The organism is Xenorhabdus japonica, assembly GCF_900115195.1.
In the GTDB taxonomy this organism is placed as follows: domain Bacteria; phylum Pseudomonadota; class Gammaproteobacteria; order Enterobacterales; family Enterobacteriaceae; genus Xenorhabdus; species Xenorhabdus japonica.
Genome location: NZ_FOVO01000006.1, coordinates 19,086 through 33,963, shown reverse-complemented (window position 1 = coordinate 33,963; position 14,878 = coordinate 19,086). Strand labels below are relative to the sequence as shown.

10 protein-coding genes and 1 pseudogene are annotated in these 14,878 nt (G+C 44.4%); 10 read left to right on the top strand and 1 reads right to left on the bottom strand.

Features of this window, described 5'->3' with window-relative positions:
- The first annotated feature begins 27 nt into the window (after window positions 1–27).
- A pseudogene (locus BM135_RS03940) lies at window positions 28–708 on the top strand (helix-turn-helix domain-containing protein).
- A gap of 214 nt (window positions 709–922) precedes the next feature.
- On the opposite strand, the gene BM135_RS03935 reads toward BM135_RS03940, so the two are convergent.
- Window positions 923–2,206, bottom strand: coding sequence for a citrate synthase (locus BM135_RS03935; RefSeq protein ID WP_092518027.1), 1,284 nt, complete (start codon window positions 2,204–2,206; stop codon window positions 923–925).
- A 621-nt stretch (window positions 2,207–2,827) separates the two neighbouring features.
- Between BM135_RS03935 and sdhC the strand changes: the two genes are divergently transcribed.
- The 9 genes from sdhC (at window position 2,828) to cydA (ending at window position 14,864) form a co-directional block, all read left to right on the top strand.
- Window positions 2,828–3,217: a succinate dehydrogenase cytochrome b556 subunit gene (gene sdhC, locus BM135_RS03930; RefSeq protein WP_038237426.1), complete on the top strand. Its 390-nt coding sequence runs from the start codon at window positions 2,828–2,830 to the stop codon at window positions 3,215–3,217.
- Entirely contained in the window at window positions 3,211–3,558 is a 348-nt protein-coding gene (sdhD, locus tag BM135_RS03925) for a succinate dehydrogenase membrane anchor subunit (protein WP_092518025.1), read from the top strand. Before sdhC ends, sdhD begins: the two co-directional genes overlap by 7 nt.
- Window positions 3,559–5,325: a succinate dehydrogenase flavoprotein subunit gene (sdhA, locus tag BM135_RS03920; RefSeq protein ID WP_092518023.1), complete on the top strand. Its 1,767-nt coding sequence runs from the start codon at window positions 3,559–3,561 to the stop codon at window positions 5,323–5,325. It begins immediately after the preceding gene.
- 37 nt (window positions 5,326–5,362) lie between these two features.
- Window positions 5,363–6,079 carry a succinate dehydrogenase iron-sulfur subunit gene (locus BM135_RS03915; protein ID WP_092518021.1) on the top strand — a complete coding sequence of 239 codons (717 nt, stop codon included), beginning with the start codon at window positions 5,363–5,365 and terminating at the stop codon, window positions 6,077–6,079.
- 335 nt (window positions 6,080–6,414) lie between these two features.
- Window positions 6,415–9,222: a 2-oxoglutarate dehydrogenase E1 component gene (gene sucA / locus BM135_RS03910; protein ID WP_092518019.1), complete on the top strand. Its 2,808-nt coding sequence runs from the start codon at window positions 6,415–6,417 to the stop codon at window positions 9,220–9,222.
- Between the two features lie 13 nt (window positions 9,223–9,235).
- Window positions 9,236–10,447 (top strand): 2-oxoglutarate dehydrogenase complex dihydrolipoyllysine-residue succinyltransferase, encoded by a 1,212-nt coding sequence (odhB, locus tag BM135_RS03905; RefSeq protein WP_092518017.1) that lies wholly within the window; start codon window positions 9,236–9,238, stop codon window positions 10,445–10,447.
- 159 nt (window positions 10,448–10,606) lie between these two features.
- A complete protein-coding gene (gene sucC, locus BM135_RS03900; RefSeq protein WP_092518015.1) occupies window positions 10,607–11,773 on the top strand; it encodes an ADP-forming succinate--CoA ligase subunit beta in 1,167 nt (388 codons plus the stop codon).
- The gene (gene sucD, locus BM135_RS03895) at window positions 11,773–12,642 is read left to right on the top strand and encodes a succinate--CoA ligase subunit alpha (protein ID WP_092518013.1); all 870 of its coding nucleotides are present in this window, start codon (window positions 11,773–11,775) and stop codon (window positions 12,640–12,642) included. Before sucC ends, sucD begins: the two co-directional genes overlap by 1 nt.
- 650 nt (window positions 12,643–13,292) lie before the next feature.
- Complete coding sequence (gene cydA, locus BM135_RS03890) at window positions 13,293–14,864, top strand: cytochrome ubiquinol oxidase subunit I (protein ID WP_092518011.1); 1,572 nt, start codon at window positions 13,293–13,295, stop codon at window positions 14,862–14,864.
- Window positions 14,865–14,878 lie beyond the last annotated feature (14 nt).

Sequence of the window (14,878 nt, the reverse complement as noted above, 5' to 3'; positions counted from 1 at the left end):
TAATCGGACATTGAATTAGGGGGGCACATGGCGTGGCTGCAACAAAGTGATCATTTTGATCCTGATCGTTTGAATGATAGTTTGAATGTGCCGGTGGTAGGGATCGCAGCAGAGACGGGACAACACGACTCAGGCTTTCATCAGCATAATATGGGGCAATTGCTATTTACCCAACGGGGCTGTATCAAGATCACATTGGCTAATCAGATTTCTATTCTGCCGCCAACCAGAGTGGCATGGATACCTCCGAAAACACAGCATCGGGCAGAAATGCGTAGTTCGGTAGGTAGCTATATCTTCTTTCGACTCTGATTGGTATCAGGGAAAAGGAAAAAATTTGTTGGCAGTCTTTTTTGATGAAATCCGTGAGGCGCGTAGGGAACCGACTTTATTACGGTTGCCATCTGATCGGCGTTTAGCGCGTTTGTCATTTGAGCAATTCCACCATCGTTGAACGTACTAGCGACTTATATTGGTGCCAGCGAGAAAACGATTACTCGGATATTTCAACGTGAAACAGGAATGAATTACCAACAATGGCGGCAGCAATGGCGATTGGTAAAGGCAATAGAGTTACTGGCACAGGACAAAACCTTGTCCTATGTTGCACAGGAACTCGGTTTTGCCAATGATAGTGCGTTTGTGACGTTTTTCCGCAAAGCTATGGGGAGGCCACCGAGGGAATATATGATGGGTTCAGAGAGATAAAGGCATTTGTGCGTACTCCATCAAGGTAAATACACCGCTATCGCTTGAATTCCTACTACTCGTATATTCTTTTCGTTATTAAAACTGTTTTTAAACAAATAGTTGATATCGAGCTATAAAAAAAACTACACCCCTGATATCAGGGTAAAACTGATATGAGAGGTGTAGAAATACACATATTCAAAATATGAATAGTGTGATTGGAGTGACTAAATTATTTTTTTAACTGGCTCTTAAAGTCACGTTTATTGTGGCCAGTGTAAAGCTGACGCGGACGTGCGATCTTCAAGCCTTCATCGTGCATTTCATTCCAGTGCGCAATCCAGCCAATAGTACGGGCAATGGCGAAAATCACGGTGAACATGGACGATGGAATACCCATGGCTTTCAGGATAATACCAGAATAGAAATCGACGTTTGGATACAGTTTTTTCTCAATGAAGTATGGGTCGTTCAGGGCAATGCGTTCTAATTCCATCGCCACTTCCAGCAGACTGTCATTCAGGCCAAGTTCATTCAGAACTTCATGGCAGGTTTCACGCATCACTGTTGCGCGCGGATCGTAGTTTTTGTAAACGCGGTGACCAAAGCCCATCAGGCGGAAAGAATCATTTTTGTCTTTGGCGCGAGCGATGAATTCAGGTATGTGGTCAACAGTTTGGATCTCTTCCAGCATTCGCAGACAGGCTTCATTTGCTCCACCATGTGCTGGCCCCCACAGAGATGCAATACCCGCAGCAATACAGGCGAATGGATTGGCACCAGAAGAGCCCGCAGTGCGTACCGTTGATGTTGAAGCATTTTGTTCATGATCCGCATGCAGAATAAAAATGCGATCCATGGCGCGTTCTAATACTGGATTAACCTTGTATTCTTCACACGGTGTTGAGAACATCATGTGCAGGAAGTTGGCTGCATAAGACAGATCGTTGCGTGGATAAACAAAAGGCTGACCAAGAGAATATTTGTAACACATTGCCGCAACAGTCGGCATTTTGGACAGCAGGCGATAAGCAGTGATTTCACGGTGGCGGGGGTTATGGACATCCAGAGCATCATGATAGAAGGCAGCCAATGCGCCCGTAACACCACAAAGTACAGCCATTGGATGAGAATCACGGCGGAAACCGTGGAACAGACGAGTGATCTGTTCATGGATCATAGTGTGGCGAGTCACCGTTGTTTTGAATTTTTCGTATTCTTCGGGTGTTGGTGGTTCGCTGTATAGCAGAATGTAACAGACTTCCAGATAGGTTGATTCCGTTGCAAGCTGATCGATGGGAAAACCACGGTGTAGCAAAATGCCTTCATTGCCATCAATATAGGTGATTTTTGACTCACAGGAAGAAGTGGAAGTAAAGCCAGGATCGTAGGTATAGAAGCCTTTTGAGCCGAGGGTACGAACGTCAATCACTTCATAACCTAGAGTCGGCGTTAGTACGTCTAGTTCGATAGCAGCTGAACCATTTATGTTCAACGTAGCCTTTTTATCAGCCATTTACATCTCCTTAGCGCTTATTTTTATAACCCCTAACAACCAGATAGGCGCAATTTATACTGTGCCGAAAGCATTGTGCTACCGGAGAGAATTTAAAATCAGGCAGGTATCACATTTAACGCTGAAATCTCATTACGGATGACAATGGTTTTCAGGTTGTTAAAAAGTTTTTGGGAATTATGTTTGAAGTATTATTTACATAAAATGTTAACATTTTGTGCTTGTATGATACTCCCACATAACTTTTATTTTTCGTGAAGATTAATTCTTCGTCATACGATGACGCCAAATAATATATAACGACATATATGTAAGATAAATGTTTAATCTTTGTCAAACAACATAATAGTTTTTATGATAAATGTTTGAAGCGTGATCTTTCTCACTGTTCAAGCTAAATGTTAACAATCATATTGTGTGGGAATTGTAATAACAATGTGAAGTACTTATACTTCCGTGAGGTCTCCGGATTACCCTGATGTAGGAGCACCCAGCGTAACCAAATCACAACTTTTGATGAACAGTAAGGATTATTGAGTTAATTATGTTGTGTCTTTGTATCCTCTTAGCGCTGTCTGATTCCCGCCCAGGACCGGAGGATGGAAAATAAAAAAAAGCTTTGTGGGCAAAATTGTGAAAAAACAAAGACCTGTCAACCTTGATCTGCGGACGATTAACCAACCCGTCTCCGCAATAGCATCGATCTTGCACCGTATCTCAGGCGTCATCACCTTTATCGCAGTCGGTATTTTGCTGTGGTTATTGGGTATGTCACTGTCTTCGCAGGAGGGCTTTCTACAAGCATCTGAAATCATGACTGGCTTTTTCGCCAAATTTATCCTGTGGGGGATATTGACGGCGCTGGCTTACCATATCTGTGGGGGCATACGCCATGTGTTGATGGATTTTGGTTTCTTGGAAGAAAACCTCGCTACCGGTAGTGCATCTGCCAAAGTAGCAATAGTAATCGCGGTTATTCTGTCTATTCTGGCTGGGGTATTATTATGGTAAGCAACGCATCCGCATTGGGTCGTACGGGTATTCAGGACTGGCTGCTACTGCGTGCATCCGCAATTATTATTGTCTTGTATGTCCTTTACCTCGTTGGTTTCGTCGCAACAACGTCGGATATTACCTATGAAGTCTGGCGTGGTTTCTTCTCTTCATCCCTCACTAAAGTATTCACTGTGTTGACTCTGCTTTCCATCCTGGTTCATGCATGGATTGGCATGTGGCAGGTATTGACAGATTATGTCAAACCGCTTGCACTGCGTTTGGTTCTGCAACTGGTGATTATTGTAGCGTTGTTAACTTATTTGATTTACGGAACATGTGTTGTGTGGGGTGCATAAATGAAACTGCCAGTAAGAGAGTTTGACGCTGTTGTTATTGGTGCTGGTGGCGCAGGTATGCGTGCTGCACTGCAAATTTCACAAATGGGTTTATCCTGTGCCTTGATTTCCAAGGTGTTCCCGACTCGTTCCCATACTGTTTCAGCGCAGGGTGGAATCACTGTTGCGCTGGGTAATACCCATGAAGATAACTGGGAATGGCACATGTATGATACGGTGAAAGGCTCCGATTATATCGGTGACCAAGATGCCATCGAATATATGTGTAAGACTGGCCCAGAAGCAATTTTAGAATTGGAGCACATGGGTTTGCCATTCTCTCGTCTGGATAATGGCCGCATTTATCAACGTCCATTTGGTGGGCAGTCCAAAAATTTTGGTGGTGAGCAGGCCGCTCGTACTGCTGCCGCTGCTGACCGAACTGGTCACGCTCTATTGCATACTCTGTATCAACAGAATTTGAAAAACCACACGACTATCTTCTCTGAGTGGTATTCGTTAGATCTGGTTAAGAATCAGGATGGCGCGATTGTTGGTTGTACCGCTATTTGCATTGAAACTGGTGAAGTCGTTTATTTCAAAGCTAAAGCAACTATTCTGGCAACCGGTGGTGCTGGCCGAATCTTCCAATCCACAACTAATGCGCATATCAATACTGGTGATGGTGTGGGCATGGCATTGCGTGCAGGTGTTCCTGTTCAGGATATGGAAATGTGGCAATTCCACCCAACCGGGATTGCCGGAGCAGGTGTTTTGGTCACAGAAGGTTGCCGTGGTGAAGGTGGTTACTTGTTGAATAAAGATGGTGAGCGCTTTATGGAGCGTTATGCTCCAAATGCCAAAGACCTTGCTGGCCGTGATGTGGTCGCACGTTCTATGATGATTGAGATCCGTGAAGGTCGTGGCTGTGAAGGCCCGTGGGGTCCTCACGTCAAATTGAAACTGGATCATCTGGGCAAAGATGTATTGGAATCTCGTCTCCCGGGTATTCTTGAATTATCCCGTACTTTCGCTCACGCAGATCCTGTGAAAGAGCCGATTCCTGTTATCCCGACCTGTCACTATATGATGGGGGGAATTCCAACTAAGATCACCGGTCAGGCATTGACATTAAATGAAAAAGGTGAAGATGTAGTGATTCCTGGTCTGTTTGCTGTGGGTGAAATTGCTTGTGTATCTGTTCACGGCGCAAACCGTCTGGGTGGTAACTCACTGCTTGATCTGGTGGTATTTGGTCGTTCCGCAGGCCTGCATTTGAAAGAGTGCTTGATGGAACAGGGTACTAGCCGTGATGCCAGCGAATCTGATATCGATGCAGCACTTCAACGTCTGAACCGTTGGAATAGTACCCGTTCAGGTGAAGATCCGGTTGAAATCCGCAAAGCCCTGCAATCTTGTATGCAGCATAATTTCTCGGTATTCCGTGAAGGTGATGCGATGGCAAAAGGATTGGAAGAGCTGAAAGTGATCCGCGAACGTCTGAAAAATGCTCGTCTGGATGATACTTCATCAGAATTCAATACCCAGCGCATCGAATGCCTGGAGTTGGATAATCTGATGGAAACGGCCTATTCGACAGCAGTTTCTGCGAATTTCCGTACAGAAAGTCGTGGCGCTCACAGCCGCTTTGATTATCCAGAACGTGATGATGCTAATTGGCTGTGCCATAGCCTGTATTTACCGCAAACTGAGAGTATGACTCGCCGTGAAGTGAATATGCAGCCAACGCTGCGTGAAGCTTTCCCGCCGAAAGTGCGTTCTTACTAATTGAGTTGCTGATATTCCAGTTGCGGAGAAATAGATTATGAAACTTGAATTTTCAATTTATCGTTATAATCCAGATGTAGATGACGCACCCCGTATGCAGGACTACACACTGGAAGCACAGGAAGGGCGCGACATGATGTTGTTGGATGCTCTTATCCAGCTAAAAGAGCAAGATCCAACTCTGGCATTCCGCCGTTCTTGTCGTGAGGGGGTTTGTGGCTCTGATGGCGTGAATATGAATGGTAAAAACGGATTAGCATGCGTTATGCCAGTTTCTGCGTTGCGTCGTGGCAATAAGAAAATTGTTATTCGTCCATTGCCTGGGCTGCCAGTGATTCGTGATCTGGTTGTCGATATGGGGCAGTTTTACGCGCAATATGAGAAAATTCGTCCTTATCTGATTAATGACAATAAAAACCCACCCGCGCGTGAGCACCTGCAATCACCGGAACAGCGAGAAAAACTGGATGGATTGTATGAATGTATCTTATGTGCCTGTTGTTCAACGTCCTGCCCATCATTCTGGTGGAATCCGGATAAGTTTATTGGTCCAGCCGGTCTTCTGGCAGCATACCGTTTCCTGATTGACAGCCGTGATACTGAAATAACTTCACGATTGGATAATCTTAATGATGCATTCAGTGTTTTCCGTTGTCATGGGATCATGAATTGCGTCAATGTATGTCCTAAAGGGCTGAATCCGACAAAAGCGATTGGTCATATTAAGTCTATGTTGTTGAAACATAGCGCATAATAAAGTGAGATTTCGTGCATAAATAACACATAAATAGTGTGTAAATAATGCATATAATGTTGCCCCTCCACAATTTTGAAATAAATATCAAATCGGTGGAGGGCATAAAGAATGAAAAATGATAAATTTCCTACTGCTAAAGACACGACATGTTTCCAAATAAAGGAACCTTTAAAAACTAATATGCAGTTTTTAAAGGTTCCTTGAAGGGTAGGAAAACCCAAAAAAGAACATGCATTAAGCACGTCCAAATGAACCTTTTATCAACACCGCTAATTAAGCGGTATTTGTTAACCACGGCGAAAACTAAAGCTTTTAAAGCTTAAGGGATCACAATGCAGAACGGCGCAATGAAGGACTGGCTGGACTCAAGCTTTCTGGCTGGTGCAAACCAGTCTTACATAGAGCAAATCTATGAAGACTATATAACTGATCCTAATTCCGTTGATGCAAGTTGGAGAGAAATTTTCCAACAATTACCGGAAGCAGGACTTAGCGGGGAACAACTTCACTCACAGACACGCGATTACTTCCGTCGTCTGGCAAAAGATACTACGCGTTACCACACTTCAGTCAGCGATCCAGCAATGGATGCAAAACAAGTCAAAGTTTTGCAGCTCATCAATGCATTCCGCTTCCGCGGACACCAAGATGCAAACCTTGATCCATTGGGATTATGGAAACAGGAACCTGTACCCGATCTCGATCCTGCTTTCCATAATTTAACAAAAGCGGATTTTGAAGAAACGTTTAATGTGGGCTCTTTTGCCGTTGGTAAAGAGACAATGAAATTGGCGGATCTATATGACGCACTGAAAAGCATTTATTGCGGTTCAATTGGTGCGGAATATATGCATATCACCAATACAGAAGAAAAACGTTGGATTCAGCAACGTCTGGAGTCTGTGACAGTTGGTTCACAATTTAATGCAGAAGAAAAGCGTCGTTTCCTGAAAGAATTAACATCCGCAGAAGGCTTGGAACGCTATTTAGGTGCTAAGTTCCCGGGGGCGAAACGTTTCTCCCTCGAAGGTGGCGACGCACTTATCCTTATGTTAAAAGAATTGATCCGTCACGCAGGTAAACAAGATACCCGCGAAGTTGTGTTGGGTATGGCTCACCGTGGCCGCCTCAACGTTCTGGTCAATCTCTTGGGTAAAAAACCTGTTGATCTGTTTGACGAATTTGCAGGTAAACATAAAGAGCATCTGGGGACGGGTGACGTAAAATACCATCAAGGTTTTTCTTCTGATTTTGAGACCGAAGGTGGTTTGGTGCATTTGGCATTGGCCTTTAACCCGTCTCACCTTGAGATTGTCAGCCCTGTTGTTATCGGTTCTGTACGTGCTCGCCGTGATCGCCTTGATGAAGGTCGCAGTAACATGGTTCTGCCTGTCACCATCCACGGTGATGCTGCAGTAACAGGGCAAGGGATTGTTCAGGAAACGCTGAATATGTCTCAGGCTCGCGGTTATGAAGTCGGTGGTACTGTTCGTATCGTAGTTAACAACCAGATTGGTTTCACCACATCTAACCCGAAAGATTCTCGTTCAACACAATATTGTACTGATATTGTGAAAATGGTTCAGGCACCGATTTTCCACGTTAACGCGGATGATCCGGAAGCTGTCGCATTTGTTACTCGGCTGGCGCTTGACTTCCGTAATACCTTTAAACGTGATGTAATGATTGATCTGGTTTGTTACCGTCGCCATGGTCATAACGAAGCTGATGAACCAAGTGCAACCCAGCCTCTGATGTACCAGCAAATCAAGAAACAACCAACTGCACGTAAAATCTATGCAGATAAACTGATAGCAGAAAGCTTGCTAGCTGCCAATGATGTTACTGAGATGGTAAATCTGTATCGTGACGCATTGGATCACGGTGAGTGTGTTGTTGATGAATGGCGTCCAATGGGGTTGCATTCATTCACATGGGAACCTTACCTGAATCACGAATGGGATGAAGAGTATCCGCATCAAGTGGATATGAAACGTCTGCAAGATCTGGGCAAACGCATCAGTACTATTCCTGCCGAAGTAGAAATGCACTCACGTGTTGCGAAAATCTATGGCGACCGTGCAGAAATGGCTAATGGCAATAAATTGCTTGACTGGGGTGGTGCGGAAACACTGGCTTACGCGACTCTGGTTGACGAAGGCATTCCTGTGCGCCTTTCTGGTGAAGATGCAGGTCGTGGTACTTTCTTCCATCGTCATGCGGTTATTCATAACCAAACCAACGCTTCTGTTTACGTACCTTTGGCAAATATTCACAATAGTCAAGGCGTATTCAATGTATGGGATTCTGTACTTTCAGAAGAAGCTGTACTGGCATTTGAATACGGTTATGCAACAACTGAACCTCGTGCCCTGACGATTTGGGAAGCGCAATTTGGTGACTTCGCCAACGTGGCTCAGGTGGTAATTGACCAATTCATCAGCTCTGGCGAACAGAAATGGGGCCGTATGTGTGGCCTGGTTATGCTGTTGCCACATGGTTATGAAGGGCAAGGCCCTGAGCACTCATCGGCACGTCTGGAGCGTTATCTACAACTGTGTGCTGAACAAAACATGCAGGTTTGCGTGCCATCGACTCCGGCTCAGGTTTATCACATGCTGCGTCGTCAGGCTCTGCGTGGTATGCGCCGTCCACTCATCGTTATGTCTCCTAAGTCATTGCTGCGTCATCCATTGGCAGTATCTAATCTGGATGAATTGGCGAACGGAAAATTCGAGCCAGTGATTGGTGAGATTGACGCTTTGGATCCAAAAGGTGTTAAGCGCGTTGTACTGTGTTCCGGTAAAGTTTATTACGATCTGCTGGAACAGCGTCGTAAGAATGGACAAACCGATGTCGCTATCGTGCGTATTGAACAGCTGTATCCATTCCCACGTCAGCATTTGCAAGCTCAGGTTGAGCAGTATGCGCATGTTCATGACTTTGTCTGGTGTCAGGAAGAGCCATTGAACCAAGGGGCTTGGTATTGTAGTCAACATAATTTCCGTGAAGCGATCCCATTTGGGGCTTCTTTACGTTATGCAGGTCGTCCAGCATCTGCTTCCCCGGCTGTGGGATATACGTCTGTTCACCAGCAGCAACAGCAAGCACTGGTTAATGACGCACTGAACGTTGAATAAATAAGGATAGAAAATGAGTAGCGTAGAAATTCTGGTTCCAGACCTTCCTGAATCTGTTGCAGATGCCACTGTTGCCACATGGCATAAAAAACCAGGTGACACCATAGAGCGTGATGAAGTGCTGGTTGAAATTGAAACCGATAAAGTTGTTCTGGAAGTGCCAGCAAGTGAAGCGGGCGTCTTGGAAGCTATTTTGGAAGAAGAGGGCGCAACTGTACTGTCCAGGCAACTGCTGGGCCGTATTCGTCTGGGTAACAGCACTGGCATTCCTGCTGACGTAAAAGAAAAAACAGAAGCAACGCCAGCACAACGTCAGACTGCGTCTTTGGAAGAAGAAAGCAACGATGCATTAAGCCCAGCCGTTCGTCGTCTGATTGCAGAACATGATTTAGATCCTGCTGCAATTAAAGGCAGTGGTGTTGGTGGCCGCATTGTTCGTGAAGATGTAGAAAAATATATCGCTGCGAATAAAAAAGAGAGTGGTAAACCTGTTGCGTCTGCTGAACAGTCATCCTTATTGCCACATCGTAGTGAAAAACGCGTCCCAATGACCCGTCTGCGCAAACGGGTTGCAGAACGTTTGCTTGAAGCGAAAAATAATACTGCGATGTTGACGACTTTCAATGAAGTCAACATGAAGCCAATTCAGGAATTGCGCAAGCAGTATGGCGATGTATTTGAGAAACGTCATGGTATGCGTCTGGGCTTCATGTCTTTCTATGTGAAAGCAGTTGTTGAGGCATTGAAACGCTACCCAGAAGTGAACGCTTCTATTGACGGCACTGATGTGGTTTACCACAACTATTTTGATATCAGTATTGCTGTATCTACACCACGTGGTCTGGTTACACCTGTATTGCGTGATGCAGATGCATTGAGCATGGCTGACATTGAGAAAAATATCAAAGAGCTGGCGATTAAAGGCCGCGACGGTAAACTGACCGTTGAAGAACTTACTGGCGGTAATTTCACGATTACTAACGGCGGTGTTTTCGGTTCCCTGATGTCCACCCCGATCATTAACCCACCACAAAGCGCGATCCTTGGTATGCATGCCATTAAAGATCGTCCAATGGCAGTCAATGGTCAGGTTGAGATCCTTCCTATGATGTATCTGGCGTTGTCCTATGACCACCGTCTGATTGACGGCCGTGAGTCAGTCGGCTTTCTGGTGACCATCAAAGAAATGCTGGAAGATCCAACACGTTTGTTGCTGGATGTATAGCATCACTATCGGCGGAGGGTGTTAACTCCGCCAAGTCTGAAGTAGTACGATGTTGATGTAAAAATGTATATGCAGGCCAGCCCTTTGGGCTGGTCATATCCAGAGCAACAAAATAGAAGGTAATTTACCTTTCTTAGATCAAATTATGGATAGAACATCATGAATTTACACGAGTATCAGGCAAAACAACTTTTTGCACGGTATGGTTTACCAGCACCAGCTGGCTATGCTTGTACCACTCCGCGCGAAGCAGAAGAAGCAGCATCCAAGATTGGTTCAGGCCCTTGGGTCGTTAAATGTCAGGTTCATGCAGGTGGTCGCGGTAAGGCTGGTGGCGTGAAAGTCGTCAACAGCAAGGAAGATATCCGTGCTTTTGCTGAACAATGGCTGGGTAAACGACTGGTCACTTACCAGACAGATGCACAGGGGCAACCTGTTCATCAGATTTTGGTAGAAGGAGCAACCGATATTGCCAAGGAGCTGTATCTCGGTGCTGTTGTTGACCGCGGTACACGTCGTGTAGTGTTCATGGCCTCTACTGAAGGTGGCGTCGAAATAGAAAAAGTGGCGGAAGAAACGCCCGAGCTGATTCATAAAGCAATTATCGACCCACTGTCTGGCCCTATGCCGTATCAAGGCCGTGAATTGGCGTTCAAACTCGGTTTGACTGGTAAGCAAGTTGGTCAATTCACCAAGATTTTCTTAGGATTGGCAAAATTGTTCTTAGAGCGTGATTTGGCAATGGTCGAAATCAACCCTCTGGTGATCACAACTCAAGGTGATCTGGTTTGTTTGGATGGAAAATTGGGCGCTGATGGTAATGCGATGTTCCGTCAGGCCGAAATGCGTGAAATGCACGATCCTTCACAGGAAGATCCACGTGAAGCTCAGGCTGCACAATGGGAACTGAACTATGTTGCACTGGATGGCAATATTGGTTGTATGGTGAATGGTGCAGGTCTGGCAATGGGAACTATGGACATTGTTAAACTGCACGGTGGTGCACCGGCAAACTTCCTTGATGTTGGTGGTGGTGCAACAAAAGAGCGTGTTACTGAAGCATTTAAAATCATCTTGTCAGATGAAAATGTCAAAGCTGTTTTGGTCAATATCTTTGGTGGTATCGTCCGCTGTGACTTGATTGCTGACGGCATTATTGGTGCGGTGGAAGAAGTTGGAGTTAACGTACCAGTAGTCGTTCGTCTGGAAGGCAACAATGCTGAACTGGGCGCTAAAAAACTGGCAGACAGTGGTTTGAACATCATTGCAGCTACCAGTTTGACAGACGCAGCTAAACAGGCAGTAGCAGCAGTGGGGAATAAATAATGTCTATTTTAATCGATAAAAACACCAAAGTGATTTGTCAGGGTTTTACTGGCAGCCAAGGTACTTTTCACTCCGAACAGGCAATTGCTTACGGTACTCAAATGGTTGGTGGCGTAACACCGGGTAAAGGTGGTACTGAACATTTGGGGCTACCTGTATTCAATACCGTACGTGAAGCGGTTGAAGCAACTGGCGCAACTGCTTCTGTTATCTATGTTCCGGCACCATTCTGTAAAGATTCCATTTTGGAAGCGATTGAGGCAGGCATTAAACTGATCATCACTATAACAGAAGGTATCCCGACACTCGATATGCTGACAGTTAAGGTAAAACTGGATCAAGCGGGTGTCCGTATGATTGGTCCTAACTGTCCGGGAGTCATTACACCTGATGAATGTAAGATTGGTATCATGCCTGGTCATATTCACAAATCGGGTAAAGTGGGCATTGTCTCTCGTTCAGGTACATTGACTTATGAAGCCGTTAAACAGACCACTGATGCTGGATTAGGGCAATCTACCTGTGTTGGTATCGGTGGCGACCCGATTCCAGGCTCAAACTTCATCGATATTCTGAAACTGTTCCAAGAAGATCCACAGACAGAAGCAATTGTCATGATTGGTGAAATTGGTGGTACAGCCGAAGAAGAAGCTGCTGCTTATATCAAAGAACATGTGACTAAACCTGTTGTTGCTTATATTGCAGGTGTGACTGCACCTAAAGGTAAGCGTATGGGTCATGCTGGAGCGATTATTGCGGGTGGTAAAGGTACAGCAGATGAAAAATTTGCTGCACTGGAAGCTGCGGGTGTGAAGACTGTTCGTAGTCTTGCCGACATTGGCTATGCTGTAAAAGCGTTATTGGCATAAGAAGCACAAAAATAAACTATTTTTATAGAAAAAGGCTGCCTTAGGGTGGCCTTTTATTTTTTATTTATAATATTAACAGTAGGTTAGTTCATTTATAATGATGCGTTACTTTTCAATTTAATTTAACTGGATTCTAGAAAAATCTATTTATCTGATTAATTAAATCTGAGATATTGAAAAAAATATATTTTTTAAAGAATGAAAATGAAAGGTTAATTTTTTTAATGCTTTTTACAGCAAAAAATAAATTAAGATCTATTGAAAATAACAATTTATTAACACTCGGTAAACCATAATGAAATAATAGATGTAAAGCTTAACAAAACAAGGAAAAAGTGACTAAAATCAATTTATTACTCTAGATTTTATTCGCTAAACTTGATTGAATTGAGCCAGTATATATAGATATTAGCCTGAGAGTTTATGGCTTTGTTGACTTATATTCAGGAATTCTAAGCTGAGTCACGTAAAATCTATTTATTGTATGTGAATATAGGCGTAATATTATTGTGGTAGCTATGAATTTTCCATTTTGTTAATAATTTATTAATTATGTTTGAGGCATTTATTGCTGGTAGTTATGAGACTTTCGTTTTACGAAGTCGGGTTGCCGCAAATCGGTGTCTTCCTGCTGGGAGCAAGGAGTCAAGATGTTTGATATTGTCGAACTGTCACGATTACAGTTTGCCTTAACTGCCATGTACCATTTTTTGTTTGTACCATTAACGCTAGGTATGGCGTTTTTGCTTGCGATCATGGAAACGGTATATGTCCTTTCTGGCAAACAAATCTATAAAGATATGACAAAATTCTGGGGTAAGTTATTTGGTATTAACTTTGCTCTGGGTGTCGCAACGGGCTTGACTATGGAGTTCCAATTCGGAACCAACTGGTCATATTTCTCACATTATGTTGGTGATATTTTCGGTGCGCCTCTGGCCATCGAAGGTCTGATGGCATTCTTCCTCGAGTCCACATTTGTTGGTCTGTTTTTCTTTGGCTGGGATCGACTGAGTAAGAAACAACACTTGGCGGCAACTTGGCTGGTTGCATTAGGCTCTAACTTCTCTGCATTGTGGATTCTGATTGCGAATGGTTGGATGCAAAACCCGATTGCGTCTGATTTTAACTTTGAAACCATGCGAATGGAAATGGTGAGCTTCAGCGAACTGGTACTTAACCCCGTTGCTCAGGTCAAATTTGTTCACACCGTCGCTGCCGGTTATGTGACAGGTGCCATTTTTGTATTGGGCATCAGTTCTTACTATCTGCTTAAAGGGCGCGATTTAGCATTTGCCAAACGTTCTTTTGCTGTTGCAGCGAGTTTTGGTATGGCTGCGATATTGTCTGTCATTGTTCTGGGTGATGAATCTGGATATGAAATGGGGGACGTGCAAAAAACTAAATTAGCAGCAATTGAAGCAGAGTGGGAAACTCAGCCGCCTCCAGCCTCATTCACGCTGATTGGTATTCCTGATCAGGACAAAATGGAAAATAAATATTCCATCCAAATTCCTTATATTTTAGGTCTGATTGCTACCCGCTCCACAGATACGCCTGTCGTTGGTCTGCGTGACTTGATGAGCCAGCATGAACAACGTATCCGTAACGGTATCAAGGCTTATGAATTACTGGAAGAACTGCGTTCGGGCAATATTGACCCAAATGTTCGTAGTGCATTCAACGAAAGTAAGAAAGATCTTGGCTATGGCATGCTTGTGCAGCGTTATACCCAAAGTGTAACTGATGCAACAGAAGAGCAAATTAAAGCCGCAGCGAAAGATTCTATTCCACGCGTAGCTCCGCTCTATTTTGCATTCCGTATCATGGTGGCAGCAGGCTTTATTATGCTGTTGATTATCGGGTTGTCGTTCCTGAGCGTGCTCCGAAACCGTATCGGTCAGCATAAATGGCTTCTGCGTGCTGCATTGTTCAGTATTCCATTGCCGTGGATTGCCGTTGAGGCAGGTTGGTTTGTCGCGGAATATGGTCGTCAGCCGTGGGCGATTGGTGAGGTGTTGCCAACTGCTGTTGCGGCTTCAACACGTAGTGTAGGCGATCTGATTTTCTCAATGGTGCTGATTTGTGGTCTGTACACTTTATTCTTGATCGTAGAGATGTTCTTGATGTTCAAATTTGCCCGTCTTGGCCCAAGTAGCCTCAAGACCGGACGTTACCATTTTGAACAGAAAACAACTTCTTCAGCGAATAATATTGGGTAAGCAGGAGTCCACTT

Bases quoted from the DNA above. Each gene is read 5' to 3' on its own strand.
- odhB (WP_092518017.1), top strand. From the start codon at position 9,236: ATGAGTAGCGTAGAAATTCTGGTTCCAGACCTTCCTGAATCTGTTGCA.
- sucA (WP_092518019.1), top strand. From the start codon at position 6,415: ATGCAGAACGGCGCAATGAAGGACTGGCTGGACTCAAGCTTTCTGGCT.
- BM135_RS03935 (WP_092518027.1), bottom strand. From the start codon at position 2,206: ATGGCTGATAAAAAGGCTACGTTGAACATAAATGGTTCAGCTGCTATC.
- BM135_RS03915 (WP_092518021.1), top strand. From the start codon at position 5,363: ATGAAACTTGAATTTTCAATTTATCGTTATAATCCAGATGTAGATGAC.
- sdhA (WP_092518023.1), top strand. From the start codon at position 3,559: ATGAAACTGCCAGTAAGAGAGTTTGACGCTGTTGTTATTGGTGCTGGT.
- sucD (WP_092518013.1), top strand. From the start codon at position 11,773: ATGTCTATTTTAATCGATAAAAACACCAAAGTGATTTGTCAGGGTTTT.
- sdhD (WP_092518025.1), top strand. From the start codon at position 3,211: ATGGTAAGCAACGCATCCGCATTGGGTCGTACGGGTATTCAGGACTGG.
- sucC (WP_092518015.1), top strand. From the start codon at position 10,607: ATGAATTTACACGAGTATCAGGCAAAACAACTTTTTGCACGGTATGGT.
- cydA (WP_092518011.1), top strand. From the start codon at position 13,293: ATGTTTGATATTGTCGAACTGTCACGATTACAGTTTGCCTTAACTGCC.